General features: G+C 55.7%; 27 protein-coding genes and 1 tRNA gene. 21 read left to right on the forward strand and 7 right to left on the reverse strand.

The features are described from left to right. The first annotated feature begins 7 nt into the window (after window positions 1-7). From LARV_RS10385 to LARV_RS10405, 5 genes are all read left to right on the forward strand, one after another. Window positions 8-799, forward strand: coding sequence for an ABC transporter permease (locus LARV_RS10385; RefSeq protein ID WP_083522486.1), 792 nt, complete (start codon window positions 8-10; stop codon window positions 797-799). Then, window positions 792-1,610 (forward strand): ABC transporter permease, encoded by an 819-nt coding sequence (locus LARV_RS10390; protein WP_075073573.1) that lies wholly within the window; start codon window positions 792-794, stop codon window positions 1,608-1,610. Before LARV_RS10385 ends, LARV_RS10390 begins: the two co-directional genes overlap by 8 nt. Window positions 1,611-1,622: 12 nt before the next feature. Next, a complete protein-coding gene (locus tag LARV_RS10395) occupies window positions 1,623-2,636 on the forward strand; it encodes an ABC transporter ATP-binding protein (protein ID WP_201785909.1) in 1,014 nt (337 codons plus the stop codon). 80 nt (window positions 2,637-2,716) lie between these two features. After that, on the forward strand, window positions 2,717-3,904 hold the full coding sequence (gene dinB / locus LARV_RS10400) for a DNA polymerase IV (RefSeq protein WP_075073574.1): 1,188 nt from the start codon (window positions 2,717-2,719) through the stop codon (window positions 3,902-3,904). A gap of 11 nt (window positions 3,905-3,915) precedes the next feature. Continuing rightward, window positions 3,916-4,653, forward strand: coding sequence for a hypothetical protein (locus LARV_RS10405; RefSeq protein ID WP_152031774.1), 738 nt, complete (start codon window positions 3,916-3,918; stop codon window positions 4,651-4,653). On the opposite strand, the gene LARV_RS10410 is transcribed toward LARV_RS10405, so the two are convergent. Further along, on the reverse strand, window positions 4,650-5,900 hold the full coding sequence (locus LARV_RS10410; protein ID WP_236709956.1) for a glycosyltransferase: 1,251 nt from the start codon (window positions 5,898-5,900) through the stop codon (window positions 4,650-4,652). The two genes, LARV_RS10405 and LARV_RS10410, sit on opposite strands and share 4 nt — an antisense overlap. 50 nt (window positions 5,901-5,950) lie before the next feature. Between LARV_RS10410 and LARV_RS10415 the strand changes: the two genes are divergently transcribed. The 5 genes from LARV_RS10415 to LARV_RS10435 all read left to right on the forward strand — a co-directional run bounded on the left by LARV_RS10415 (window position 5,951) and on the right by LARV_RS10435 (window position 11,137). Continuing rightward, window positions 5,951-6,023, forward strand: a tRNA-Thr gene (locus LARV_RS10415). Between the two features lie 377 nt (window positions 6,024-6,400). Continuing rightward, the gene (locus LARV_RS10420; RefSeq protein WP_075073576.1) at window positions 6,401-8,461 is read left to right on the forward strand and encodes an ArnT family glycosyltransferase; all 2,061 of its coding nucleotides are present in this window, start codon (window positions 6,401-6,403) and stop codon (window positions 8,459-8,461) included. A 106-nt stretch (window positions 8,462-8,567) separates the two neighbouring features. Then, window positions 8,568-9,218 (forward strand): uridine kinase, encoded by a 651-nt coding sequence (udk, locus tag LARV_RS10425; protein ID WP_075073577.1) that lies wholly within the window; start codon window positions 8,568-8,570, stop codon window positions 9,216-9,218. Further along, window positions 9,215-9,754: a VTT domain-containing protein gene (locus LARV_RS10430; RefSeq protein WP_075073578.1), complete on the forward strand. Its 540-nt coding sequence runs from the start codon at window positions 9,215-9,217 to the stop codon at window positions 9,752-9,754. Before udk ends, LARV_RS10430 begins: the two co-directional genes overlap by 4 nt. 27 nt (window positions 9,755-9,781) lie before the next feature. Continuing rightward, window positions 9,782-11,137: a M20/M25/M40 family metallo-hydrolase gene (locus LARV_RS10435; protein WP_075073579.1), complete on the forward strand. Its 1,356-nt coding sequence runs from the start codon at window positions 9,782-9,784 to the stop codon at window positions 11,135-11,137. Between the two features lie 83 nt (window positions 11,138-11,220). Here LARV_RS10435 and LARV_RS10440 read toward each other — a convergent pair whose 3' ends face one another. After that, window positions 11,221-11,793 (reverse strand): SET domain-containing protein, encoded by a 573-nt coding sequence (locus LARV_RS10440; RefSeq protein ID WP_075073580.1) that lies wholly within the window; start codon window positions 11,791-11,793, stop codon window positions 11,221-11,223. 465 nt (window positions 11,794-12,258) lie between these two features. On the opposite strand from LARV_RS10440, the gene LARV_RS10450 reads away from it, so the two are divergent. From LARV_RS10450 to LARV_RS10490, 9 genes are all read left to right on the forward strand, one after another. After that, window positions 12,259-13,857 carry a sensor histidine kinase gene (locus LARV_RS10450; RefSeq protein ID WP_075073582.1) on the forward strand — a complete coding sequence of 533 codons (1,599 nt, stop codon included), beginning with the start codon at window positions 12,259-12,261 and terminating at the stop codon, window positions 13,855-13,857. Beyond that, window positions 13,854-14,522 carry a response regulator gene (locus LARV_RS10455; RefSeq protein WP_075073583.1) on the forward strand — a complete coding sequence of 223 codons (669 nt, stop codon included), beginning with the start codon at window positions 13,854-13,856 and terminating at the stop codon, window positions 14,520-14,522. Before LARV_RS10450 ends, LARV_RS10455 begins: the two co-directional genes overlap by 4 nt. Window positions 14,523-14,713: 191 nt before the next feature. Continuing rightward, window positions 14,714-15,553 carry a CBS domain-containing protein gene (locus LARV_RS10460; RefSeq protein WP_075073584.1) on the forward strand — a complete coding sequence of 280 codons (840 nt, stop codon included), beginning with the start codon at window positions 14,714-14,716 and terminating at the stop codon, window positions 15,551-15,553. Between the two features lie 14 nt (window positions 15,554-15,567). Beyond that, on the forward strand, window positions 15,568-16,074 hold the full coding sequence (locus LARV_RS10465; protein ID WP_075073585.1) for an NAD(P)H-dependent oxidoreductase subunit E: 507 nt from the start codon (window positions 15,568-15,570) through the stop codon (window positions 16,072-16,074). Beyond that, window positions 16,064-17,686 carry an NADH-quinone oxidoreductase subunit NuoF gene (gene nuoF, locus LARV_RS10470; protein ID WP_075073586.1) on the forward strand — a complete coding sequence of 541 codons (1,623 nt, stop codon included), beginning with the start codon at window positions 16,064-16,066 and terminating at the stop codon, window positions 17,684-17,686. Before LARV_RS10465 ends, nuoF begins: the two co-directional genes overlap by 11 nt. Continuing rightward, complete coding sequence (hoxU, locus tag LARV_RS10475) at window positions 17,683-18,405, forward strand: bidirectional hydrogenase complex protein HoxU (RefSeq protein ID WP_075073587.1); 723 nt, start codon at window positions 17,683-17,685, stop codon at window positions 18,403-18,405. The genes nuoF and hoxU overlap by 4 nt, the downstream gene beginning before the upstream one ends. Continuing rightward, window positions 18,402-18,938 carry an NADH-quinone oxidoreductase subunit B family protein gene (locus LARV_RS10480; RefSeq protein WP_075073588.1) on the forward strand — a complete coding sequence of 179 codons (537 nt, stop codon included), beginning with the start codon at window positions 18,402-18,404 and terminating at the stop codon, window positions 18,936-18,938. Before hoxU ends, LARV_RS10480 begins: the two co-directional genes overlap by 4 nt. A gap of 8 nt (window positions 18,939-18,946) precedes the next feature. Beyond that, complete coding sequence (locus LARV_RS10485) at window positions 18,947-20,371, forward strand: Ni/Fe hydrogenase subunit alpha (protein ID WP_075073589.1); 1,425 nt, start codon at window positions 18,947-18,949, stop codon at window positions 20,369-20,371. A 14-nt stretch (window positions 20,372-20,385) separates the two neighbouring features. After that, the gene (locus LARV_RS10490) at window positions 20,386-20,835 is read left to right on the forward strand and encodes a hydrogenase maturation protease (protein WP_075073590.1); all 450 of its coding nucleotides are present in this window, start codon (window positions 20,386-20,388) and stop codon (window positions 20,833-20,835) included. A gap of 63 nt (window positions 20,836-20,898) precedes the next feature. Here LARV_RS10490 and modA read toward each other — a convergent pair whose 3' ends face one another. The 4 genes from modA to LARV_RS10510 all read right to left on the reverse strand — a co-directional run bounded on the left by modA (window position 20,899) and on the right by LARV_RS10510 (window position 24,228). Further along, window positions 20,899-21,771: a molybdate ABC transporter substrate-binding protein gene (modA, locus tag LARV_RS10495; protein WP_075073591.1), complete on the reverse strand. Its 873-nt coding sequence runs from the start codon at window positions 21,769-21,771 to the stop codon at window positions 20,899-20,901. A 19-nt stretch (window positions 21,772-21,790) separates the two neighbouring features. Then, entirely contained in the window at window positions 21,791-22,621 is an 831-nt protein-coding gene (locus LARV_RS10500; protein ID WP_075073592.1) for an ABC transporter permease, read from the reverse strand. Further along, entirely contained in the window at window positions 22,593-23,159 is a 567-nt protein-coding gene (locus LARV_RS10505) for a PadR family transcriptional regulator (protein ID WP_075073593.1), read from the reverse strand. The genes LARV_RS10500 and LARV_RS10505 overlap by 29 nt, the downstream gene beginning before the upstream one ends. 229 nt (window positions 23,160-23,388) lie before the next feature. Beyond that, on the reverse strand, window positions 23,389-24,228 hold the full coding sequence (locus tag LARV_RS10510; protein WP_075073594.1) for a GNAT family N-acetyltransferase: 840 nt from the start codon (window positions 24,226-24,228) through the stop codon (window positions 23,389-23,391). Window positions 24,229-24,373: 145 nt separating this feature from the next. Between LARV_RS10510 and LARV_RS10515 the strand changes: the two genes are divergently transcribed. Together LARV_RS10515 and LARV_RS10520 are read left to right on the forward strand one after the other, a co-directional pair. Then, a complete protein-coding gene (locus LARV_RS10515) occupies window positions 24,374-24,775 on the forward strand; it encodes a helix-turn-helix transcriptional regulator (RefSeq protein ID WP_075073595.1) in 402 nt (133 codons plus the stop codon). 125 nt (window positions 24,776-24,900) lie between these two features. After that, window positions 24,901-25,455, forward strand: a complete 555-nt coding sequence (locus tag LARV_RS10520) for a P-loop NTPase family protein (protein ID WP_075073596.1) — start codon at window positions 24,901-24,903, stop codon at window positions 25,453-25,455. 36 nt (window positions 25,456-25,491) lie between these two features. Here the strand turns inward: LARV_RS10520 and LARV_RS10525 are convergent, their stop codons facing one another. Next, the gene (locus tag LARV_RS10525; RefSeq protein ID WP_075071883.1) at window positions 25,492-26,442 is read right to left on the reverse strand and encodes an IS110 family RNA-guided transposase; all 951 of its coding nucleotides are present in this window, start codon (window positions 26,440-26,442) and stop codon (window positions 25,492-25,494) included. Between the last annotated feature and the right edge of the window lie 515 nt (window positions 26,443-26,957).

Here is a 26,957-nt window from a genome sequence, read left to right on the forward strand (position 1 = left end):
AGGCGGCGTGAAGGTTTTTGGGCGGCTGGTTCAAATCTCTTTTCGGCAGCAGTTGACCTACCGGACGGCCATGCTGGCCGGACTGGCGACCAACCTTTTCTTTGGCATGCTGCGGGTAGCCGTCATGGTGGCTTTATATAACGGCCAGAAATCCGTCAACGGCCTTTCGATGGAGGGGGCGATCACCTTCGCCGGACTGACCCAGGCGATGATCATGTTCCTGATGCTGTTCGGCTATACCGAGATCATCCTGAGCGTCACGACTGGCGCGGTGGCCGGAGATTTGCTCCGGCCAATCGACTATTTCGTGCTGTGGTTGGGGAAGGACCTTGGTCGGGCGCTCGTCAATTTGCTGGTACGCGGTATCTTCTTTTTCGCGCTTTTCGCGCTTTTTTTTCATATTATCCTGCCGCAGGGATTTATCCAGTGGTTGGCATTTGGACTTTCTTTGGTCCTCAGCTATCTGCTCAGCTTTAGCTGGCGTTTCCTGGTCAATCTGGCCTCATTCTGGACTCCGGATGCGATCGGTATCAGCCGGATTCTCTTTTTGTTGACCCAATTCCTTTCCGGCTTTCTCTTTCCGCTGCAGCTTCTGCCCGATTGGTTCAGCGCGATGTGCAAAATGACGCCGTTTCCATCGATCGTCAACACGCCCGTGGGCATTTTTCTGGGGACGATCCAGGGCGGCAGCATCGGGCTGGAACTCCTGCGGCAGGCGATCTGGCTGGGCGGGCTGGTTCTGGCCGGCCAGTTGATCTACCGGGCGGGCATCCGCAAACTGGTGGTGCAGGGTGGATGAGCTGCGCTGGAATTTCCGCCTTTACCTGCACCTGTTGAGCGCGAATTTGCGTTCGCAGATGCAGTACCGCTTATCGTTCTGGATGGATTTTCTGGCGACATTGCTGGGCAACGGCATCGGCATTTTCACCCTCGCGCTGGTCCTGAGCCGGTTTGGGAACATTGCAGGCTGGACCATCGGCGAGGTGGCCCTGTTGGCTGGCATGGCCGAGACCTCCTTCGCGCTGATGGATATGATTTGCAGCGGAATCGACCCGGATTACTTCAGCCCGATGGTGCGATTGGGCAGGTTGGACCAGTACCTGCTGCGGCCTGTAAACCTGATGGTCCAGTTATTCGGCTCACGCTTCCTGCTGCGCCGGTTGGGCCGCATCTCCGAGGGTTTGTTGGTCTTGACGGCGGCCTTTCTGCTCACGGACATCCAGTGGACGGTCGGAAAAATACTGTTCATACCGGTCGTGATCCTCAGCCAGGTCGTTAGTATGGGGGCACTGTTTCTGATCGGTTCGACCATCACCTTCTGGACGGTCGAGCGCATCGAAGCGATGAATATGCTGACCTACGGCGGTGTGGAGTTGATGACCTATCCGATGAGCATCTACCCGGGTTGGATATTGCGTGTGTTTACCTACATCGTGCCGATGATCTTTTTGAATTATTATCCGGCGCTGTTTATTTTGGGGAAACCGGATCCATTGGGATTTCCGGCATTCGCGCCTTTTCTGGCCCCGTTTGTGGCGATTGGCATGGGAACGGCAGCGCTGCTGTTTTGGTCATTCGGGTTGAAGCATTACCAGAGCACGGGTACATAAGCGAGGCAGACCGTGAGCGAAATAATTCGTGTAGCCAATGTGTTCAAGACCTTCGAAATCAACCAACGACGCAGTGGAACTTTCTCGACCTTGCGCAGTTTTATTGCGCCGGTCAAACGAACCATCCGGGCAGTGAACGGCATCAGCTTTTCCGTCTTTCCGGGCGAATTGGTCGGTTATCTGGGGCCGAATGGGGCCGGTAAATCGACGACGATCAAGATTCTCACCGGCCTGCTGGTGCCCACCAGCGGTGAGGTGCGCGCGGCGGGTTTCATCCCCTGGAAAGACCGCACGGCGTACGTGGCCCATATCGGCGCTGTGTTTGGCCAGCGCTATACGCTGTGGTGGGATTTGCCGGTCTCCGATTCCTTCGATCTGCTGCGCGATATGTATCGAGTCCCGAAGGCGCGATTCGACGCAAACCTGAAAGAATTTCGCGAGTTGCTCGAAATGGACGATTTCATCGAAACCCCGGTGCGTTCTTTGTCGCTGGGCCAACGTATGCGCGCCGAACTGGCGGCCGCGCTGCTGTATGAGCCGCAACTGGTGTTTCTGGATGAACCGACGATTGGATTGGATGTGGTCGCAAAAGAGCGAATTCGAGATTTTATCCATTATCTCAACCGCGAACGCGGGACGACCGTCCTGTTGACCACGCACGACCTGACGGATATCGAGCGGCTGTGCGATCGGGTGATGATTCTCGATCAGGGACACATCCTGTACGATGGCGCCCTTGACAGGCTGGTGGAACGTTTCGAAACCGGTCGGCAACTGGCGGTCATGGTGGCCGGAAAAGATCCGGTAGCGCCCATCGAGGGACTACCCTTACCCGTAGTTCAGGATCAGCGGCTGATTTTCACCTTCGATCCGCACCAGATCTCGGCCCCGGAGATGATCCAACGGGTGACCCGCCATTATGAAGTGCTGGATCTCGAAGTGCGCCGCCCGGATCTCGAAACAACCATTCGCCGGATTTACGAGCAGCGTTTGCTGGTGCACGATGATCCGAATGTGAACGGTTGATCCGCTTGAAAGGCCAAACGTTCCATGAAACGATCGGGTTTGGATTGACCTGACGGCCGGAGGTGGATACACTTTGAATCATGAGAGTGCGCAAGATCCTCCACCTTGATCTGGACGCTTTCTTCTGCGCGGTGGAAGAACTCCATCACCCTGAATTGCGCGGGAAACCCTTTGCGGTCGGCGGGCGAGCCGATTCACGCGGGGTGGTGTCATCCTGCTCCTATCCAGCCAGGGCATTCGGCATACACTCGGCCATGCCGATGGCGCGCGCGCTGCGTATCTACCCGCAATTGATCGTTGTTTCCGGCAATTATTCGGCCTATTCAGAAGCCTCGCACCAGGTGATGGATATCTTGCGGCGCTATACAGCATTGTTCGAACAGGTTTCGATCGATGAAGCTTTTATGGATCTCACCGATTTACCAAAAGACGGTCGAACGCTGGCCGAGGAAATCCAGGCGACGATTCACAGGGAATGCAATTTGCCCTGTTCGTTGGGCGTGGCGACGAACAAACTGGTGGCAAAGATCGCCAATGATTATGGGAAGAGCTCGCATCGCGGCAGCGGCACATATCCGAATGCCATCACCGTCGTGCCCCCGGGAGAGGAGGAGACCTTTCTGGCAAAGCTTCCGGCGCAGGCGTTATGGGGCATCGGTCCCAAGACCGGCGCGCGCCTGGCCGAATTTGGCATCCTGACCATCGGGCAGTTAACTCAGGCGCCGGCCGGATTGTTGGAGCGTGAATTTGGCAAGTACGGACATGAATTGGTTTTGCATGCCCGGGGTATCGATGACAGCCCGGTGATTACCGAGCACGATGTCAAATCGATCAGCCAGGAAACCACTTTCGCGCGCGATCTTCGTGACCAGAAACGGCTGCACAATACCCTGCGCGAACTCTCGGAGCAGGTGGCTTACCGGCTGCGCCAGGACAGTCTGACCGCTTCCACGGTCAAAATCAAGATCCGGTGGAGTGATTTCTCGACCCTGACCCGGCAAACGACGCTTTCCCAGCCGACCGATCAGGACAGCGTAATCTACGAGACCGCGCTGCATTTATTCGACCATTTATGGCTGCCGGAACAAAAACTGGTAAGATTGATGGGGGTTGGGGTGAGCGGGTTGAACGAACATATTCATCAATTAAGTTTATGGGACACCCCGACCGAAAAAGAACGCCGTTTATTGGATGCGGTGGATGATCTGCGGGCTCGCTTTGGTAAAAAAGTGGTTCGCCGCGGTCTTGAAAAACCACCCAAAAAGTGATCGGGAGGAGTATGGAACGACTCGGAAAAAAAGCACTCATGCGCATAACCCAACGATCGACGTTCGAAACGCCGGCCATTCATCTGGAAGACGGGCCGATCATCATCAGTGGGCCGTTGTGGAAATGGGATTGGGTCAGTAAATTGCGCGATGGCCTACTGCCAGCGTTCGTGATGCAGTTGCTGATTCTCGTTCCGAGTCTCCTGATTTTACCCATCCAAAACCGTTTCAGCCGGCCGGGTTTATTGGTCTATATGCTCATCCTGCTGGCTGGAGGCGTGGTGACTCTTGAGCGTTCGCTGCCTGAGAACCGGCCGATGGTGCGGCGGGCCTGGTATGGGTTGTCGGGCGGCATGCTGACCTGGATGGCGCTTGAAGTCACCGACCGTTTGAGCGGCGCTGGATTGACGTCCTTGAACGCCGTGCCTTTTATTCTCATCCTTGGTTTGATCTCGACCATTCTCTGGCGGCGCGTGTTTCCCCTGCCGGTACGCTGGTTCATGCTGGTGTTCTTTCTGAATTGGATTTCGCGTTTTTTGATATCCGGCGAGGAATTTCTGGCGGGTTATTTTCCGCAGGTGGAGCTGGCGTATTGGATCACGGCCGGGCTGGGCGGGCTCGGAATTGTGATTTCCCTGATTTCGATCATCTGGCGAAGCCGCGAACGCATTCAGCGCATGCGCATGGCGATCGGGCTGTGGTTCTCGACTCTGGTGGTCCTTGAAGTTTTGCTGGCCATCTTACTCTAGGCGCGGACCGCCAGTAATTCCTGGTACACGCTGGACATCCGCTGGGCGATAATGCTCCAGTCATAACCGCGGGCATAATCGGCGGCCTGCTGCCCCAGTTGGTTGCGCAACTCCGGGTTGCAAACCAACAGGGCGAGTTTTTCAGCCAGGGCCTGCGGGTCGTCGTCCGGTATGGAATAACCGGTGACGCCGTCCTGCACCAGGAATGCCAGACCGCCCACCTGAGAAGCAATCACCGGGGTTCCACAGGCCATGGCCTCCAGGGCAACCATGCCAAAAGACTCGTAATGCGACGGCATGACCACCACTTCGGCCGCGCTGTAATAGTAGGGCAGCGTATCCTGAGCGCGTTTGCCGAGGAACAACACCAGGTCGTCCACCCCCAGGTCGTGACACAGCGCCTGAAGACGCGCCATTTCAGTATTTTCCATTTCGGGGGTGACGGCAGGATCGCCGCCCACGATGGCCAGGTAATGCGGGCAGCCGGAGATGATCCGGTCCTTGAATAACAGTGCGATGGCGCGAATGAGTGTCTCGACGCCTTTGAGCGGCTCGATCCGCCCGACGAACAGGATCATGCGGTCGTGCGGATGAATACCGATGACGGCGCGAGCTTCATCGGGTGGAATGGGGTAAAAATGACTGGTATCCACACCCGGCGGAATCACCGTGATTTTTGACTTATCGGCATGATAGAGAAATTGGAGTTGCGACAACTCGGCGGGTGTGGCCGCGATGATGCGATCAGCTGCCCGAAGAACCTGATACTCGCCATCGATGCGGTAGCCGCCTTCCATTTCCTGCGGCGTGCGCGCGACCCGGTTTTTCATCAATACCAGTGTGTGGAACATATGCAGGATGGGCAGATTCCATTCCGCCTTGAGTTGCATGGCGGCGACGCCTGACATCCAATAATGGCTGTGGATCAGGTCGTAGTGAATACCTTTCTCAGCGGCAAACCTTTGAATTCCATCCACAAACTCGGTCAGATAGTTCACCAATTCCGGCTTGGGCAGGGGAACTTCGGGGCCGGCCAGGACGTGAACGACGCGGTTGCCATAGCCCAGGTCGTGCAACACGTGAGGAACGTGTTCATCCTGCGAACGGGTGAACACATCGACGTGAATGCCCAATCCCCCCAGGTGGCGGGTAAGCTCGCGCACATAAACGTTCATCCCGCCGGTGTCTTTACCGCCGAGCGTCGCCAACGGGCAGGTGTGATACGAAAGCATGGCAACATTAATCATAAAGTGAAACCTTGCAAAATCCGCATGGGTGCTGGTATAATTTTTTCCACGTCACCGTAGCTCAGTTGGTAGAGCAGACGTTTCGTAAACGCCAGGTCATGGGTTCAAATCCCTTCGGTGGCTCATGTGATTTAAACCCGGGAAATGCCGCGCGCCTGGATTAGAATATGGCGTGGGGGGTGATGAAAATCCATCAGGTTTGTTTCTTTTCCGCACCTGTATGGGGCCTGCGTCCATCGAATGGATGTGAAAAAGAATGATCTGCTGGTATATTACCACAGGGTGCATCAATATTGAGCGAAAAAAATCGTCGCCCCTGGAAAAATTTCGTAAATCGAGATTTGAACCTGTATTTTATAAACACATTGGGTGCATGTATTACCGATGATCTGGCAAGTCTACTACGAATTCGCCATCAAGACTCAGCGCAAAAACAGACTTGAACGCAAAAGGGCGACGGGAAAGTCAGGTTTCTTTTTTGAATTATAATGTTTGGATACATGTTAATCATTCTTCCCATATTCGTTTGGATCCTGGCAGTATTGTTTTGGCTGGGCGGATCGGAGCAGGACGCCCGCTCGGCTATCTATCCTCATTCCACGGGCTCTGCGGTGATTCTGGCGAATATCTGCTGGGGCGCCTACCTGGCGGTTATTTCAGAGCTGTTAAGCCTGGCGCATTTTCTCACGACCACCGGGGTGGGGCTGAGCTGGGGACTTGCCTTCATCCTGCTCTCAATTTTTGGTTTTCGATCGGGTTTCTTAAAACGCGGCCTGCGCCGTATGGGCGTCGCCTGGCGGTGTATCCAACCCGGTGATTATGTGCTGGCGGGCGTGCTGGCGCTGCTTTCCGGCGCGCTGCTCCTCATCTTGATCGTTTCACCTTCCGGTAATAACGATTCGCTGCAATATCACCTGGCCCGGGTCGTTCACTGGGCTCAAGATGCCAGCCTGCAACATTACGCCACGGGATTTGTTCCCCAACTCTATAATCCGATCTGGGCCGAAGAAGTCATTCTCCATTTGCGTCTGTTGTGGGGGAATGATCAGTTGGCCGGTCTGGTGCAGTGGGGCGCCATGTTGACCTCGTTGGTGGCCGTGTGTGAAATTTCTTCTGAATTGGGAATCAAAAGGCACGGTCGGTGGATCGCGGTCGCTTTTGTGTTCAGCCTGCCGATGGGGGTTTTGCAATCGGTCAGCACTCAAAACGATTATGGGGTAGCTTTCTGGTTGGCGGCCATGGCCTGGTTGTGCGTCCGCGCCCTCACGCGCCCATTGAGTGTGCTGGAAGCTTTGATGCTGGGGTTGGCGGTCGGCCTGGGCGCACTCACCAAGGGTACATTCTATCCGTTCGCTTTACCCTTTGGTGTATTGTTCCTGTACGCCAGCCTGCGCTGGATCTGGCGACAGGTCGATCGGAAGAAAGCCTGGCGGCGAACCCTGCTCTTGTTTGGAATCATCGGGCTATCGATCATTGCGCTGAACGGCGGATATTGGATCCGAAATCTGCAATCCTTTGGCAATCCGCTTGGCCCTTCAGATTGGATTTCGAATATGACCGCTGGATCGATGAGTGTGGGGAAGTTATTTTCATCCCTCATCGCACAAGTGGCCATGAATTTCAGTTCGCCCTTCGATCAAATCAATAACCCGATCATTCAGACCATTCGGACCCGGCTGGGTCCGATCGATCCACGGATGAATAATTTTTCCATGATCTGGGGCTGGAACCATGAAGATACGGCGGGAAATCCCTTGCACGTCATCATCCTGGCGCTGGGGTTGTTGATTTTGCCATTCTCATGGAGGAAAGACCCCGACCGACGTTTATGGGGTTATCTGGCGACCGTACTGGGATCATTTGCCATGATGGCCCTGGTGGTTCACCTGGATGCGTACGGGGTTCGCTACCAGTTGCCGTTGTTCGTTCTCTTCTCGCCGCTGGTCGGCGCGGCATTGGAATTTCCGCGTTTCGAAAAAGCTACCAATTCAGGGGACTCGTTCCTTTCACGCCGGCGTTGGATTTATCGAACCTGGCAGGCTGTGAAATTATCTCTGGTCTTCATCTTGATTCTTGCAGCATTACCATGGGTATTATTCAACCGCTCGCATCCCCTAATCGCGATGAAGGAAAAGGTCGAACCGTTTTCCATCCCTTGCAAGCCCATCCTGGGTTGTACGGGAGGAAGCATCCTCTTCGAATCGCCCATGAATTCGCTTTTTGCCAACCATTACGATCTTATTCGACCCTACTCGCAGATGACCGATGATTTACAAAGGTTGGGTTGTAAGGATGTTGGCCTGCGGATCGATTCGCATGACCCGGAATATCTCTTCTGGTGGTTGTTGGATGCACCCCAATCCGGGTATCGGTTGGAATCTTTGTACACCAATCCGGATCTCGAGCGCTATATCGATCCGGCTTTTCATCCCTGCGCCATTATTTGCACGATCTGCGGCGATCGAACCCGTTTGCACGGTTTGTCTCTTGCAGGAGAATATTCGGGTGTGAAATTGTTTGCCGGTCCAGGATTCGAGTCCGATGAAGGACCCAATAACTGATCCTGCGGCCAGTTTTCCGGGTTGGTTCGAGTGTGCGAGGTTTACAAATCATTAAGGTCTTCGATTTGACCTCAAATCCAAACCCATTTTTGGGTATAATCCTTCTATGCCCATCCATAAGCCACCCCTCGTAATCGGCATTGCCGGCGGATCCGGTTCAGGCAAGACGACCGTAGCCAATGCGGTTCTTCAACGGGTGGGCAGGCAACGAATTGCATACCTTCCGCACGATGCGTATTACCGCGACGTGCGGGATTTACCCGGTAAACGGCACGACCAGATCAATTTCGACCATCCGGATTCATTTGAAAATGAACTCCTGATCCAGCATGTGCGCACGCTCCGCGAATGGAAGCCGGTCGAACTCCCGGTATATGATTTCACAACCGATACCCGTACCGCCGAAACAATTCACGTCGAACCCAGGCGTGTAATCCTGGTGGAGGGTATTTTGATTTTCGCCGATCCGGAATTGCGCAGTCTGTTCGATGTCAAGATCTTCGTCGACACGGATCCTGATCTGCGCTTCATTCGCCGTCTGCAACGGGATCTATCCGAACGTGGGCGCACGACCGAGAACGTGATTCGCCAGTATCTGGCCACCGTTCGACCATCGCATCTGGAATTCGTCGAGCCCTCCAAGCGCTACGCGGATGTAATCATCCCGGAAGGCGGTATGAACAAGGTCGCCCTGGATATGGTCATTGCGCGCATCGAAGCCCTGTTGAAGAGTGAGGATCGGGACGGGGAGCGATGAAGCCTGAAGACCGCCAGCGCATTCGGGGCCTATTGGTGCTGGTGTTTGTGATCGCGCTGTCCATTCTTCTGTTTGTCTATCGAAGCCACATTCATGAACTTGAAGCGCTGGGTTACCCCGGCATTTTTTTAGTTTCGCTGCTCTCGAACGCTTCGTTGATCCTGCCCGTGCCGGGCGTGCTGTTCACGTCTGCCATGGGCGCGATTTTCAATCCCTTCTGGGTCGCGATCGCAGCCGGCTGCGGTTCTGCTCTGGGGGAATTGTCCGGTTATCTGGCCGGATACAGCGGGCAAAGGGTGGTGACTCGCAGCCAGTGGACTGACCGGCTCGAGAACTGGATGCGACGCTACGGCGACGCAACCGTGCTGGTCGTCGCAATCATTCCCAATCCGCTGTTCGATGTGGTGGGTATTCTGGCAGGTGGATTAAAAATGCCGATATGGCGATTCTTATTATGGTGCTGGTTGGGCAAAACGATCAAAATGCTGCTCTTTGCCTATGGCGGGGATGTCCTGAGCAGATTTCTACCCCAATGAAAATCAAATAATTTCCAGGAGAATGACATGGTTGGACGAACGGCAATCGACGCATACCTGCAAGACCACCTCGATGAAAGCATTGCCGAACTCTCGCGCCTGGTCGCGCAGCCCAGCGTTTCGGCTCAAAACCTGGGCTTACCGGAATGCGCGGCACTGGTGGCGCAGATGCTGCAGAATCGCGGTTTTCAGACCGAGATCATCCCCACCGGCGGCGCGCCGGTCGTATTTGGCGAACGAAAAGGGCGCAGCGATAAGACGCTGCTTTTCTACAATCATTATGACGTCCAGCCGGCTGAACCATTGGAGCTGTGGGACAGCCAACCCTTCGTGCCAACCCTGCGGGATGGAAAATTGTATGGTCGGGGCGTGAGCGATGACAAGGCCCACATTACCAGCCGTCTGTTTGCCATTGACGCGCTGCTGGCTGAAGCGGGCGAATTGCCCTGCAACATCAAATTCGTCATCGAGGGCGAAGAAGAGGCCAGCAGTGTGCACCTCAAGGATTTCGTTCACGAAAATGTGGAAAAACTGGCCGCGGACGCCTGCGTGTGGGAATTCGGCGGGGTCGACCACCGGGACGCGCCCATGCAGTATCTTGGGTTGCGCGGTATTTGTTACGTGGAATTGAGCGTGGAGACGGCCAATCAGGACGTTCACTCCGGAACGGGCGGTTCGATCTTCCCCAATGCCGCCTGGAGGCTGGTGTGGGCGCTCAATTCATTGAAGGGACCGGATGAACGCGTTCGTATCCCGGGTTTCTACGATACGGTGAAGCCGCCCAACGCTCGAGACCGGGAATTGATGGATGCCCTGCCGGAGACCGCGGACGAATATCGCGAACGGTATGGACTGAAGGAATTCCTGAAAGGCCTGACCGGCGGCGTCGAGCTGCGCCTGGCCGAGGTCTTCGAGCCGACCTGCACCATCTGCGGTTTGACAGCCGGCTATCAGGGGCGGGGTTCCAAGACGGTACAGCCCGCCCGGGCCAGCGCCAAGGTCGATTTCCGCCTGGTGCCTGACCAATCGCCGGAAGAGGTGTTGGAATTATTACGTCTGCATCTGGATGCGCAGGGCTTCCAGGATGTAAAAATCGATTTATTGGGCAGTGAGTCACCCGCCCGTACCAACCCGGAAGATCCTTTCGTTCGCCTGGTGGTGCAGGAAGCGGCCGACGTGTACGACATGCCAATGGAGATCGTACCGATGACGGGCGGCTCTGGTCCAAATCACCTGTTCATCGAGGCGCTGCATCTCCCGGTGGTAACGGCCGGAATGGGTTATCCGGGCACCCTGGCGCATGCACCGAATGAGAACATCCGCCTGGATCTGTACCTGAAGCATGCCATGCATATGGCTCGGGTTATTCAGACATTCGCATAGTCAATTTGTTTTCCGGTCATTCGCATAAAATTAAAATCGCCTGGACACGATCCAGGCGATTTTGATCCCTGGGGGATCGAAACCTAATGCGAGGCTTTGGCTTCTTTCGACACTTCCACAGCCGGTTTGAAACCATTTCCGGATTGGGGGTGCATGCTTTTGATGCGCCGCTGCAGGTAAGGTGAGAAGTACTCGAAGTAGCGTTTCTGCAGTTCCGGGATCATCCAATCCCGACCGGTGATGTGTTTCCGGCAGGCCGGGGTTCCGCAGTGGCATTCGAATTCATCGTAATCGCTTGAATCACTCATCGCGTAATCATAACAGGCTTCTTCGCCGATGGTGATGTCGCGAATGGCAACCATCGAGACGGGCGAACCCAGACCGCAGTTGGGATCGCACGAGTGATTGAAATAATCGGAAGGGTCACCGTGTACGGCGGGCACCAGATAGAGATCTTCATCGACCTGGATGCCGTGAGTCTGCCGCTCGACCGGTAACTCATCCAGTTGTTCGGTGGTCACCACCTGCCCACCCCAGAAGGCCAGCAGTTCACCGGCCGAAATGGGCTGGCAGGCAAACAGACCAAAGCCGCCTTTTTCCGGGCAAGACCGTAATTCCAGTTTGGGCGAGGTATACGAAAAACGTTGTGTGTCCATTCCTCTCCTATAATGTAAAAATCTTCGTGATCACCATGCCGGAATCAGGCCCGGTCTTGGTTGTCACTTTTCCACGGGGGTGGCTGTAGCCCGTCCAAAGGTTGAAAATCTTCCGCCATCTGGCTTTAGGGCAAAAAAAAGGCGCTCGGGGCAACCTACGCTGCCGGGAACACCGCCTGCTGCAAACCCTGTCCGGGGGGATCTTTATCAACGCTATGGCCGTTTTAAGGTGCCAATCGAACCTGCGAATGGGTTTCATCCCGTCCTTCGCAAATCCTAAAGGCAAGCCCAACCCTGGCGTCGGGCGAAGCAAGTGGATTATACCAAACAACTTCCCGTTGGTGAGGCGCAATCGCGCCAATCCCTTCTGACGGGAGTAAAAGGGATATGGAATTGGACTGGGCAAAGCCTGAATTGCGGTCATGCCATTGGTATAATTAACCTGATTCCAGGGATGGCAGACGGATGGGAAACCAGACTGTTGTAGATAAAGAAAGCAATGTCGAGCACATTTTCCCGCTCGATCTTCATCAGGTTATATCGCGGGCTGCCGGTGACCTGATGCGGACGATCGATGCGGATAATTGCCTCATCTATCTGGTATCCCTCGACCAGGTGATGCTTCCCTTCCTGGTGACCGGATTGGTTTCAGATGAGAAACGCAGGCTGTTTCTCGAAAACAAACTGGACGAGAGCAATGATCTGCTGGCAGCGATTCTGTTGAACAATCCGCGGACATTTCTTTCGAACCAGGTTCAAGAGGATAAACGCATTCTGCCTTCGATCGCAACCTTCCTGGGGGCGGAAGCCCTGATTGCGACCACGGTTGTAAATCACAATGAGGTCATTGCCGTGGTGATCAGCATACGCTACCAACGCGGCAAACCGTTCACCCGCCAGCAGGTCACGCTGGCCGAGACGGTCGGATCGATCATCGCGCTGGCGCTGGAAAATGCGCAGATGTCCGAAGACATGTCCATGCGCCTGCAGGAAAGCCAGAGCATGCACCAGATCACCCTGGCGCTGCTGCAACGGCTCGACCTGGATGAAGTGATCGATATCATCTGCAAGGAAGCATTGCGCATGAGCCGCGCTTCCGGGAGTCTGATCGGATTATTGGAAGGCGCTGAATGGATTCGCGTCGAGCAGGCGGCAGGCGAGGTGATCGAGAATGTGGGCCGGCATCCTCTGCAAGATTCCCTGCTGGGAGCGGCCATTTCACGCGGCGAGCCGATCCTGTTGAACCGGATTTCGCTCCCGGATCAGCCGGGGACCGAAAAGAATTGCTCGGTGTTGGCCATCCCACTGAAGGTGGAGGGCATCGTTATTGGCGCGCTGGGGGTGATCCATCAGCAGCACGGCTTCGAAAGCTCGGACGTACACCGTTTACAATTGTTGGCGGACCAATCAGCGGTTGCAGTGGAGCACGCCCGCATGGCCCGGCAGGTCCAGGAGATGGCGGTAATCCAGGAACGCCAGCGCCTTTCGCGCGAACTGCACGATTCGGTCAACCAGCTCCTGTACGCCATGGCGATGTATTCAGAGGCCGCGCTGCGGAAATTGAAAACCAACGACCTGGCCGCCGTGGAGCGGCATTTGCAAAACCTGAGCCAATCGGCCAAGGACGCGCTCAACGAAATGCGGCTGATGATCTATGAGCTTCGACCGCCGGTATTGGAAGAAAAAGGGCTGCAGGAAGCCCTGGAGCAACGTTTGCTCTCCGTGGAAGAAAAGCTTGGTTTCCGGCCGGCCTTTAAATGGCGCGTCAGTGCGCCGCTTCCGGCGGATCTGGAAGAAGGATTGTATGGAATCGCTCAGGAAGCGCTGAATAATGTGGTAAAACATTCCTGTGCCAAGAACATCAGCGTTCACCTGATTCAAAGCGGGCAGACATTGTTGATGAAAATCGAAGATGATGGAAATGGCTTCGATATGGCTGCGGTCGGCGGCGGCGGAATGGGTTTGAAGACGATGACCGAACGAGCCAATGCGCTAAACGCTCACCTGCAAGTTCAAAGCGCGCCCGGAGCGGGGACCAGTATCACAGTTGAGGTGCATTTATGAGCGATCCGATTCGTATTGTTGTTGTGGATGATCACATGGTGGTCCGCAAAGGGATCATTGCCATGCTGGAAACCGAACCCGATTTACTGGTGGTAGGAGAAGCCGGCAACGGCCGCGAAGCAGTGGACCTGGTAATCGAAAAGCAGCCGAACGTGGTGTTGATGGATCTGGTCATGCCGGAAATGGACGGGATCGAGGCCACCCGCCTGATCAAGCAGCGCACGCCCCGGGTACAGGTATTGGTATTGACCAGCTTCAGCTCGAATGACAAGGTCCTGCCGTCCCTGAATGCGGGCGCGATCGGTTACCTGCTCAAAGATTCGAATTCGACCGATCTGATCCGCGCCATTCATCAGGTGGCGCGCGGCGAAGGATCTCTGCACCCGGTCGTTACGCGGCAGCTCCTCAAGCAGATAACCGACAGTGGTGAAACCAACCCGCAGGTGGAGGAATTGACCGAGCGTGAAATGGAAGTGCTGAAATATATCGCCAGGGGCCTGAGCAACCACGAAATTGCCCAGCAACTGGTGGTCAGCAACGCCACGGTCAACACGCACGTCAGTAAAATCCTATCCAAACTCAACCTGACCAGCCGGACCCAGGCGGCGCTCTACGCGCTGCGCAAGGGATTGGTCGCCCTGGATGATACAGACGTTCAAATTTAAATCATCTGCCAAGCCGTTCCATTGAGCCGCAATCGCGGCTTTTTATTTTAAATGAGCTTGGGTCGTTATTTATATTGAGAAAAAATAAAAAAAATTGCTCAGTTCTAAGCGGTCAAATGTGAAATTTAGCACGATGTATAAGTCGTGGCGAACTTTTATACTTGGTCTGTCTCATTATCAAGAGGAGAAAAATGAACCAAGGAATTGTTCGCAACTGGATGTCTTCGCCGGTGATCACTGTAACCCCCGATACTCACCTGGCTGACGCTCGTCGAATCATGAACGCCGAAAGTATCCGCGCTTTGCCGGTTGTGGAAGCCGGTCGTTTGGTCGGGATCGTCACCAAGCGGGGTTTGCTGCGCATCGACTTTTCAACCTTGATTGGCGTGGAGGGGCGGAGTGGAACCGATCTGAAAGAAGAACTGATCGGCCACATCATGACCAGAACGCCCATCACGACTCCTCAAAATGCACCCATGCCCAAGGCGGCTCGCTCGATGATGGAGAATAAAATCACCGCGCTGCCCGTCCTGGATGAAAAGGGCGTGTTGATTGGCATTCTCACGACGTCCGATATCTTTCGTGCGATCCTGGCTGAATTGCCAGAGCTGAAACAGGATATCCCCGTCAGCGATTATATGATCCGTGAAGTTGTCACCATCGATCCGGATACCAGCCTGTTGGAAACCCATCGCTTGATGGGCACAAAGCGCATTCGTTCCCTGCCCGTGCTGGTGGATGGCAATCTGGTCGGGATTGTGACGCGCACCGATGTGATGAGCGCAGATCCTTCCTCCCTAATGAATCGCTTCAACCAGGAAATTTCGTTGAAAATTCTCACCCAACCGGTGGAGAAATTGATGGCGCATGATTTGATTACGATCCGGCCGGACCAACCGATTACGGATGCCGCTCAAAAACTGCTGGAGAACAAAATCCATAGTTTGCCGGTGGTCGATGAAAGCGGCGCGCTGATCGGCATCCTGACTGAAAGCGATCTCTTCCGCATGTTCACGCAAAAATTCTTCTAAACGAGAGAAACAGCATGATCAAAACAAATACCAAACCAGCTCCTCCGAGTGACGATAAACGTTGGAAAATCGTCGAGGCGACCATGCGCCGACATGGTTATGCTCCATCGGCGCTGATCGAAACGCTGCATACCATCCAGGAAGCCTTTGGTCACATCAGCACGGAAGCGTTGGCTTATGTGGCGGACAGCCTGAATGTCCCGCACAGCAAAGTGCTGGGAGTGGCAACTTTTTACAATCACTTCAATATGAAACCGTTGGGCAAGCATGTTTTCTCGGTGTGCACCGGAACGGCATGTTTTGTCAAAGGCTCGGGTGAAATCGTCGAATTCATGAAGTCTGAATATGGCCTTGAGCCAGGCGAAACGACCCCGGATGGCAATCTGACCTTCACCGTGGCGCGTTGCGTGGGCGCCTGCGGCCTTGCGCCGGTTATGATTTTGGATGGGAATGTGGTCGGAAAGCTCTCAATTGAAGACATGAAGGTCAGGATTCGGGAGTGGTTAAGCCATGACGCATGAAGAACTGCTCGAAATCATCGAAAACGAAAAGGCCGCCCAGGCGAAGTACAAACATATTATTCACGTGTGCGCCAGTACGGGTTGTGTTTCGGCCAACAGCGAAAAGATACTGACAGACCTGGAAGCAGCCATCCAGGAACGCGGGTTGGAAAATGAAGTTTTCGTTATGAAGGTCGGCTGCATGGGATTATGCGCAGCGGGCCCGATTGTGTCGATCCAGCCGGAAGGACTGCTTTACGGCGAAATGACTCCCGAGGATGTACCGGCAATATTGGACAGTCTGGACGGCGAGCCGATCAAAGAAAAACTGATCGACACCAACCAGCCGTTTTTCTATCGTCAGGAAAAGAACGTGCTCGAAAATACGGGCCAGATCAACCCGGAACGGATCGAAGATTACATCGCCCAGGGCGGTTACAGCGCGTTGCTCAAGGCGCTTACTGATCTCTCTCCCAACCAGGTGATCAAGGAAGTGCTCGACAGCGGTCTGCGCGGGCGCGGCGGCGGCGGGTATCCGACCGGCCTGAAATGGAGCACGGTTGCCAAGGTAGGCGGCGATTTGAAATTCGTGGTCTGCAACGCAGACGAGGGCGACCCGGGCGCATTCATGGACCGCTCGATTCTTGAGAGCGACCCGCACCGCGTTCTGGAAGGCATGGCGATCGCGGCATATGCGATCGGCGCCAGCCAGGGCGTGGTTTACCTTCGCGCCGAATATCCGCTGGCCATCAAACGCCTGCGCACGGCCATTCGCCAGGCCGAAAAAATGGGCCTGCTCGGCCAGAATATTTGCAACACGCCCTTCAGCTTCAAGCTGGATCTGCGCCTGGGCGCCGGCGCGTTTGTGTGCGGTGAAGAAACCGCGCTGATGCAATCGGTGGAGGGCAATCGTGGCATGCCGCGCCCCCGCCCACCCTATCCGGCGCAATCCGGGTTGTGGGAGCATCCGACGTTGATCAACAACGTGGAAACGTTCGCCAATGTCCCCAACATCATCAGCGATGGCGCCGCATGGTTCGCGCGAATTGGCACCGAGAACAGTAAGGGCACCAAGGTGTTTGCCCTGACCGGAAAGATCAAGCACACCGGTTTGATCGAAGTCCCCATGGGAATTACCCTGCGCGAAATCATCTTCGAAATCGGCGGCGGCATCCCGAACGGGCGAAAATTCAAAGCCGTGCAAACCGGAGGCCCTTCCGGCGGCTGTATCCCGGAGGAATGCCTGGATACCCCGGTCGACTACGAATCCCTCAAGAAGTTGGGTTCGATCATGGGCTCGGGCGGCATGATCGTCATGGATGAAAGCTCCAACATGATCGACATGGCGCGCTTTTTCATGGAATTCAGCCGGGATGAGTCCTGCGGTAAGTGCGTCCCGTGCCGCGTGGGGACCACTCAACTGTATGAGATATTGGGGAAATTCCTGGATGGCACTGCGACCGAAGAGGATATGACCAAACTGGAAGAACTGTGCGATATGGTGCGCAATTCCAGCCTGTGCGGCCTGGGTCAGGCCGCGCCAAACCCGATCGTCAGTACGCTGCGTTATTTCCGCCAGGAATACCTGGACAAAATGAAAAAAGAACCCGCAAAAGCGGAGGTGACTGAATGACTCCCAACAGCGTTGTAAAAACACTGACGATCGATGGCAAGCAGGTCAGCGGCGCCGCCGGTGAAACCGTGCTGGATGTTGCCCGCCAGAATGGCGTCGACATCCCCACACTGTGCAACCTGGACGGGCTGACGCCGACCGGACAATGCCGTTTGTGCATGGTCGAAACCAAGGGCAGCCCACGCCTGCTGCCGGCCTGCGTGTTGCAGATCGAAGAAGGCATGGAAATTGTGACGGACAGCCCGCGGCTATTGAAATATCGCCAGATGATCATCGAACTGATCTTCTCTGAACGCAACCACGTCTGCGCGGTGTGCGTTTCGAACGGACACTGCGACCTGCAGGCCATGGCGCAGCGCCTGGGCGTCACACATATTCGCTATGATTATCTGCACCCGCTGTTCCAGGTGGACGGTTCGAACCTTAAATATGAGGTAGACCACAACCGCTGTATCCTGTGCGGGCGGTGTGTTCGCGTGTGCGATGAAATCGAAGGCGCACACACCCGTGATATTCGAAACCGCGGCTTGAATACCCTGGTCATCACGGATTTCGATGAACCCTGGGGAGATTCGATGACGTGTACGAACTGTGGTAAATGCGTACAGGTGTGCCCGACAGGCGCACTGGCTGAAAAAGGAAAATCCGTCGCCGAAATGGCAAAGCGCCGCCAGTTCCTTCCTTATCTGGTTATGCGCCGGGAGGGAAAGAAAGCATGAACACCAAGAAACGTTTGGCAACAATCTGGCTGGACGGCTGCTCCGGCTGTCACATGTCCTTTCTGGATATCGATCAGCGCCTGCTGGCGTTGGCCGAAAAGGTCGATCTCGTCTTCAGCCCGCTGGTCGACCAGAAGGAATTCCCCGCGGATGTGGATATCACCCTGGTGGAAGGCGCGTTGAGCACCGAGGAGGATTTGCATAAAATTCGCGCCATTCGCGAGCGCACCAAGGTTTTGGTGGCGTTTGGCGATTGCGCGGTCACGGCCAATATTCCCTCGATGCGCAATCCGTTTGGCGCCGAAGCCATGTTGAAAACGGTTTATTTGGAAAAGGACGCTCTGAACGCCCAGGTCCCGACCCAGGTGGTGCCGAAATTACTGGAAAACGCAATTCCTTTACACCAGGCAGTGAACGTGGATCTGTTCATTCCAGGCTGCCCGCCTTCCGCTGAGACAATTTTCTTTGCCCTGAGCGAACTGGTGGAAGGACGCATTCCCGATTTGACCCAGCTCACGCGATTCGGGGCATAGGAGAGGACATGACACAGATTATCAACATCGACCACGTGACCCGCATCGAAGGGCATGCCACGGTTAATTTGATCTTGAACGAGCACGGCGACGTGCAGGACGCTCAAGTCTCGGTTACCCAGGTGCGCGGCTTCGAAAAGTTCGTCGAAGGCCGCCCGTTCTATGAAATGCCATCTCTGACGGCGCGCACCTGCGGCATTTGCCCGGTGAGCCATGAAATTGCCGCCTCCAAGGCTTGCGATCAGATCTTATCCGTGCGCATCCCTGAGACGGCCATTGCTCTGCGCAAAATCCTGAACCTGGCGCAGATCATTCAGTCGCACGCCCTGAACTTTTTCTATCTGTCGTCGCCCGATCTGCTGCTGGGAATGAATTCGGACCCCGCCAAGCGAAATATCCTTGGCGTAGCCGAAAAAGATCCACAGATCGTACGCGATGGCATCCGCCTGCGCCAGTTTGGCCAGCAGACCATCGAACGCATGGCTGGAAAACGCATCCACCCGGCCTGGGTGGTGCCCGGCGGCGTCGCCAGCCCGTTGGACCCGGCCGTGCGCGAGGTCATTTTGAGCGAAATTCCTGAGATGATGACCATCATCAAGCGCACGTTGGACTGGTTCAAGCGCAGTATGGATCAGTATCAGGAATACATCCGGACCTTCGCCAACTTCCCCAGCCTCTTCCTGGGCCTGGTGAGCAAGGATGGCCGGCTGGAGCATTATCACGGGTATATCCGCGTGGTCACACCGCGCGGCAGTATCCTGGCCGACCAGCTCGACCCGGTGGATTTCAACAGCTACATTGGCGAAGCAGTGGAGCCCTGGACCTACCTGAAGTTCCCGTATTACAAACCGGCCGGTTACCCGGACGGCATGTACCGGGTGGGCCCGTTGGCCCGCATGAATATCGCCAACGAATGCGGCACGCCAATGGCCGATCAGGAACTGGCTGAATTCCACTGCCTGGATAAGGGCGCGGTATTGAGTTCGTTCCACTACCACTATGCACGCCTGATCGAGATTCTGTATGGCATCGAGCGCATCGAACAATTGCTCAACGAGCCGGATATCCTCTCCAAAAATGTTCGCGCCCAGGCGGGCGTCAACAACCTGGAAGGCATTGGGGTTTCCGAGGCTCCGCGCGGCACCCTGTTCCACCATTACAAAGTCAACGAGGACGGACTGGTCGAAAAAGCCAACATGATCATCGCCTCCGGCAATAATAATCTGGCGATGAACAAAGGTGTCCTGCAGGTGGCCCGCCATTTTGTTCGCAGTGACAAATTGACCGAAGGCATGTTGAACACAGTCGAGGCCGTCATCCGCGCTTTCGACCCGTGCCTGGCCTGCTCGACGCATGCCGCCGGGGAAATGCCCCTGGACGTTCAATTGCGTTCGCCGGAAGGAACTGTGATCGACCGCATTGCCCGCGGATAAATGAGACGACTGATATGGGACAAAAGCTGGTGATCGGCTATGGCAACCCGCTGCGAACGGACGATGGTTTGGGCCTTCGCGCGGTCGAAACGCTGCTAACACGGCTGCCTTGCGGGCAATGCGAGGCCATAACCAACCACCAGCTGGTTCCGGAACTGGCCGAGAAAATTGCCAGGGCAGATCGAGTTGCTTTCATCGATGCCAGTTCCGAGAGCCACGGCCGCGAAGCCGGAACGATCCGCCAACGGCCGGTCAGATCGGATGCAGTTCAGACTGGCGGGTTGAGCCATCATGTGGCCCCCGAATGTCTGGTCGCACTGGCCGGCCAACTCTATGGTTATGAACCGCAGGCGGTTCTATTCACGGTCGAAGCCCAGAGTTTCGAGCTGGGAGAAAACCTGACGCCGCCCGTTCAGGCGGCGTTACCGGAATTGATCGATCAAATAATGGCTTGGATCGGGTAAAAGGAAATTAATTAAAAAGAACCGCGGGACTGATCATTCAGCTCCCGCGGTTTGCTGTTCCCCCTACTTCACCGGCAGGAAGCCGTATTTCTGGAGCACCTGCTGTCCATCAGCGGAAAGAATATAGTCGACGAAAGCCTGAGCCAATTCAGCGTTGGCGCTGTCTTTCACGACGGCGATCGGGTAATTGGCGATCACATTCAAATCATCCGAAATTTCGATTTGCTTGACCTTGTCGGGCAGGGTGGCGGCGTCAGTCGAATAGACAATACCGGCGTCAGCTTCGCCCAAGGAAACCTTGGTCAATACGGCCTTCACGTTTTCTTCGTAACTGACCACATTGGCGAGAACCTTGGCGGAATAATCGTTGCCCAGTGTGGCATCCTTGTCAGCCTTGGTCAGAAAATCCAGAGCGTACTGGCCAACCGGGACTTCCTTGGCCGCCAGATCCAGCTTGATGCCGGATTTGGCCAGGTCAGCCAATGTGGTGATGCCAGCCGGATTATCTGCAGGCACGATGACAACCAGAGCGTTCTGGACAAAGGGAACCGGTGTGTCTTTGTCGATTCGGCCGCCGTCCACGGCGACACCCATCTGTTTATCGTTGGCGCTCGCGAAGACGTCCGCCGGGGCAGCGCTGGTGAGCTGCTGGGCCAACTGCTGCGAGCCAGCAAAGTTGAACACGAGGGTGACGCCGGGGTGGGCAGCTTCGAACACCGGGGCAATCTCGTTGAAGGCTTCGGTGAGCGAGGCGGCAGCCATGATGTTCAGCGTTACCGGCGCGCTGATCGCGGTTGGCTCAGCCGTTGGGGCTTCGGTCGGGGCGCTGGTTGCAACCGGAGCGGTGGTCGGGGTCTGAGTGGCAGTCGGAGCGGCGCATCCAGCGAGCAGCCCGAAGAGCATCACACTGACAAGCAATAGACTTAACTTCTTCATTACTTTTCTTTCTCTCCTCTCAATCGAAAGTAACTTCTGTCTCAGGTTCGACGTAACGATAGACGAACCATTTAACCGTGATCAGGGCGATGAAAGAGATGACGACCAGGATCACCGCCAGGGTAATGGCGACGCTCATGTCCATTTGAAAGCCAATGTAAATGGCGGATGGCATGGTCTGCGTTCGGCCAGGATAATTGCCTGCGAAAATGATGGTGGCGCCGAATTCACCCAGGGCGCGCGCCCAGGTCAGCATGCTGCCGGTCAGCAGCGACGCCCAGGACATGGGCAGAACGATGCAGTGAAAGATCTGCCAGTGGTTGGCGCCGTCCAATGCGGCCGCTTTTTTCAATTCGCAGTCGATGGCACTGAAGCCGAGCGCCGCGGATTTGATGTACAGCGGCCCGGCGACGAAGGTCTGCGCCATGACGACCGCGGCTGTGGTAAACGGCAGCGATATACCCAGCAGGTTCAGCCAGCCGCCCAGCAAACCGCGCCGGCCGAAGGCCATCAGCAATGCCACGCCGGCTACGGCCGGCGGCAGGACCGTCGGCAAGTCGACCAGCGTATCCAAAAGCCGGAAAAAGCGATTCTGACGGTATGAAAGAAAATAGGCGACCGGCGTGCCGATGACGAGTGTTACGAGTACGGATAGGCTTGAAGTGGTCAGGCTCAAGCGGATCGCCTGCCAGACGGATTTCTCCTGCAGGCTGTGGAGAAGATCGGCGGGTCGAATGCCCAATAACAGACAAAACAGCGGAATCAGGATAAACAACAGATAAGGAAGGAGGGCGGCCTTCCAAAGATTATGCTGAAGTCCTTTAGCGTTGGGGGTGTTCTTCGTTGACATCGTTCCCAACCCATACGGCTGCCTGATCCAACCATTCGAGCAGCGCCCTTACCTGTAAGATGCGAAGCTGAAACACCAACCGTTCATCCATCTGGTCCGGGGTGAGCATCTCGAACTTGTGGTTCAGGCCGCCCAACCATTTCTGGCAGACTTCGCGCTGCCACACAATCAACTCCGTGGCAAAGCCGGCCTGCCGCGCAAAAAAGAGCTTGGCGAGGAATTCCTGGCGCATATCCCGCGGATGTTCCACCGGCGTCGAAAGCCATGCGTCGAACATCTGGCGGCCGGTGGGGGTCAGGCTCAGAACTTTACGATCCGGACGCCCTTCACCGGGCTGTAATTCACCGGTCAATAATCCCTGGCGCTCGAGCTTATCGATCAGGGCATACAACTGGGGTTGCCCGATATGCCATACCTGTGACAGAGACTGCAGGGAACGCAATTCCTGTTGCAGTTCATACCCGTGAGCCGGTTTCTTGGAAACCAGCCCAAGCAGGATAAATTCAAGAGTAAGCGGTGCGGCGCTTCGTGGGCTCATAATGAATTTATTATATACTCAAAAAATGAGTAATAGAAGTTTTTTGAATGGGTCAAATGACCTATTTTTTGTGACACTTATAACCGATTTTTTAAATATTCTGGTTCTGCAGAATCGGGGAAAAAGGGATCATTTCCCCGTGAAGGCAATCGCCCGCGAGGATGAGGGTTCGCATCGATCGGATGAGGAAGTCGCTAGCGCCTGACGAAAGGACGTCGAGAAAATCGACTTAATCTTCGAAACAACAAACCGTGACCGGATAATCCAGCATCAAGGCATAACCCAACCGGCGAGCCAGCGCTGCCGACGCTTCATTGCGCGCCCAGCAATGCCAGCCGATTTCGGCGATGCCGCGCTTCAGGGCTTCCTCGATGAAAGCCGAGCCCACCAACGTGCCCAGGCCGCGACGCTGATATTCATCCACAGTGGCAATGCCGACTTCGCAGCGCGCGCCGGCGTTGTACTCGGACAGGCACCAGGCAATGAGGCTTTCATCGGTATGCAGGCAGACGCCAAAGCTGTGATCGAGAAAATCCTGCACCGAGCTGCGTTCGGATTGCGTCTCGTCGGTCAGGTAATCCATATGTTTCAGGTGGGTTTGGGCGAGCAATTGCGCATCGACAGGCGACAGGTGAAGGCCAGCCGGAATTTTCTCCCGCCAGGCGGTGTCGAAGCGGTTGGCGCCGGAACGGAAGGTGTGGACCTGGCGGGGCGCGTCGACCTGGCGCGCAAAATTGGATCCGAAGAGCGTGGAAAACTGCGTCTTCCAGGCGGCGTCGGCCAGGAACGCGATGAAGACTTCCTGACCGCGCTGACGGGCCTGGGGGAAGAGAACCTGATCGAAATACGCCGAAAGCTGCTGAATGAAATCGACATTTCGGCTGTTCCCCGCCAGGAAAAGCTTGTGCCCAAACCAGGCTGCTGCTGCGGTGGGCGCCTGCGGATCGTCGACCGCGATCTGGCCGGGAGTGTAGCCGGCCAGAATGGAAGCAATGGTGAGATGCAGATCGAGGGGCTGGAAGATGGGCGCGGCGGATGGATAACGATCGGGTGTGAGCAGTGTGAACATGAAATATCTGTCCTTTGCGTATAGCCAATTTTGGAATCCATTATTGCCGGATGAATTATAGACTTGTAAACCATACTTCGAGGCCAGTTTATGCTTTACTTCCCTCTCTATTGACAATTGATCATTTGTTCTATAAAATCAAGATATGGACGCCTGGCATTTGATCTGGCACGATTTGCAAAACTGGCTGCATCGCAAGCGCCTGTTTGCAATGGACCTCGAGGCCTATCGGGCGCTGCACCTGGTCGCCGAGCGCCAGCAGCGCTCGCCGGGCGAGGTGGCCTCGCAGCTCTTCGAACAGGCCGCGCAGGAGCAGGATGCGCAGGCCTGGACGCTGCGCTGCTGGGAACACCTCTCGCCGCGCCAGAAGCAAATCACGGCCCACATCTGCCGCGGCGACTCGAACCGCCAGATGGCCCTGCAGTTGAACATTTCGCAAACCACGGTCAAATCGCACGTCGAGATCATCCTGCGCAAGTTTGGCGTCGGCAACCGGGTGGCGCTGCGCGTGCTGCTCTCGCCCTGGGATCTGAGCGCTTACCTGTAGATCTGGCGTTATCTTCTCCATCCTCCCGAATATCTGGCTCCTCCCACGGAGGAGGCTGTTAAATCCCCCCATTATCCTCCCGATAGAGGATGCACAGAACACGCGTTCTATGTCATGATCAAGGCATGGACGCAATCACCCTTCCGGAAACCAACCAACTGTACGTCGTCGTCGGCGGACGCGCCGCCACACAGCGCCTGCTGGACCTGGCGGCGCGCCTGGCGCTGCGCGGGCCGCTGCTGCTGCTGGATTGCGGCAACAGCGCCAACCCGCTGCCGCTGGTGCGCGAGCTGCGCCGCCTGACGATCGACCCCGTGCGGGCGCTGGGCAACATCCAGCTCGCGCGCGCCTTCACCTGCTATCAAGTCAAGGCTCTGCTGGAGCAGGTGGCCTTTTTCCCGGCTCAGCAGCCGCTCTTGATCTTCGATCTGCTGGCGACCTTCTACGACGAAAGTGTTTCGGACGCGGAAGGCCGCCGCCTGCTCGAGCAGAGCCTGCACTGCATCCGCCACGTGCGCCGTTCGGCGCCGGTGCTGATCAGCGTGCGCCAGCCGCCCGCGGATTTCCCCGAGCGCGAGGCCTTTGTGGATTTGCTGTGCGGCTTCGCCGACCAGTGCTGGTTGGAGGAGCGCGTCGAGCCGCCGCCGCCCGCGCAAATGTCGTTGTGGGAGGAGGAATAACCACAGAGCAACTGTGTAGAATGTCAAGAAAGAAAATCAGGCTAAAACTGAGGGAAAAGGCTGCCAGGGACGCCGATCACGAACCATAGCGTTAAGGATCACCAAGAACTTCCGCATACAGGCGACCAACGCCACTTTTTTCTCCTTTCCCATGGCCAGGAGGTGATGATAGAAAGAATGAATGATAGGGTTATATTTCGTGGCACTCAGGGTAGCCATGTACAGAACCGTGCGGACACAAGGCCGTCCGCCTTTGATCCGACGCTTCCCCCGATGACGGCCACTGTCATTGTTATAGGGAGCTACGCCGACCAAGCCAGCAATCTCCTTGCGGCCCAGGGCTCCCAACTCAGGCAGATCTGAGAGCAGAATGGCAGCCGTAACTTGGCCCACCCCAGGCGCGGAACGAAGAATGTCATTCTTTTCCTGAAAGTCAGGCGTATGCCCAATCAAGTCATCAATCTGATGGTTGAGCTCAACCAACTCCTGCTGCAGGGCTTGCATGATCTTCTGGATGCTGGTCTGCATGCTCGGATGGGCGCTGCACAGGTGGTTTTTCTCCATGGTTAGCATTTCAATCACCTGGCGACGTCGGGTCATCAATGCTGTGAGCTGCTGTTCTTCTTCACTGGGTAAGCGGGTCGGCTCGGGCTGGATGGCTTCTCCAAACCGAACCAGTAAGCGTGCATCGACTTTGTCGGTCTTGGCCAGCAGGCCAATCGAGCGGGCAAATTCGCGGACTCGGCGAGGATTGACCACCGCCACCCGAAAGCCGTCCAGGGATAATAACGAGACCACCGCTCGTTCCAGTCCTCCCGTGGCTTCCACTACGATCAATCCAGGCGCTAGAGGTTTCAGCTTATCAATGAAGGCCTCGATCCCGATGATATCGTTGCTTTCTGCCCAATCCTGGCCCGCGATTGAGACATCCAGCCGGTTCTTTGAAACATCAATCCCGACCACACTTACTGAGATTTGCTGCTCCATTCTGCCCTCGTCTGTTTGTATAATGGATGTGCCCGTTCTAGCAGAATACGGTCTCTTGGACCCCACAACTGTTCGGGCAACATACACGACGGACCCGGCGACCCTGCTCTGTGACGGCCTCTTATGACCTATACCCGATCGGCCTGCCGGGTCCCATTGTATGGTATCACTCATCATTTTCATCATACTAGACTCAGAGGTCACAGAGAAGAGGGATCATCACGGAGACACGGAGAACACGGAGAAGAATCTTTTGGGGGAGAAGAAAAGAAAGATTCGTAGGTCAGGTTGGAGGGGGACGGATGGCAACGGCCGGAATGGGATCCATGCATCCCCCCGCAAACCCGACGTTACGAGCTGTTGTGGGAAGGATCACCACGGAGACACGGAGAACACGGAGAAGCAATGATTGGCGGAAGAGAAGAGATTGATTCGTAGGTCGGGTTGGAGGGGGATGGACGGCAACGGTCGGAATGGGTTCCATGCATCCCCCGCAAACCCGACGTTATGAGCCG

It is taken from the genome of Longilinea arvoryzae (assembly GCF_001050235.1).
Taxonomy (GTDB): domain Bacteria; phylum Chloroflexota; class Anaerolineae; order Anaerolineales; family Anaerolineaceae; genus Longilinea; species Longilinea arvoryzae.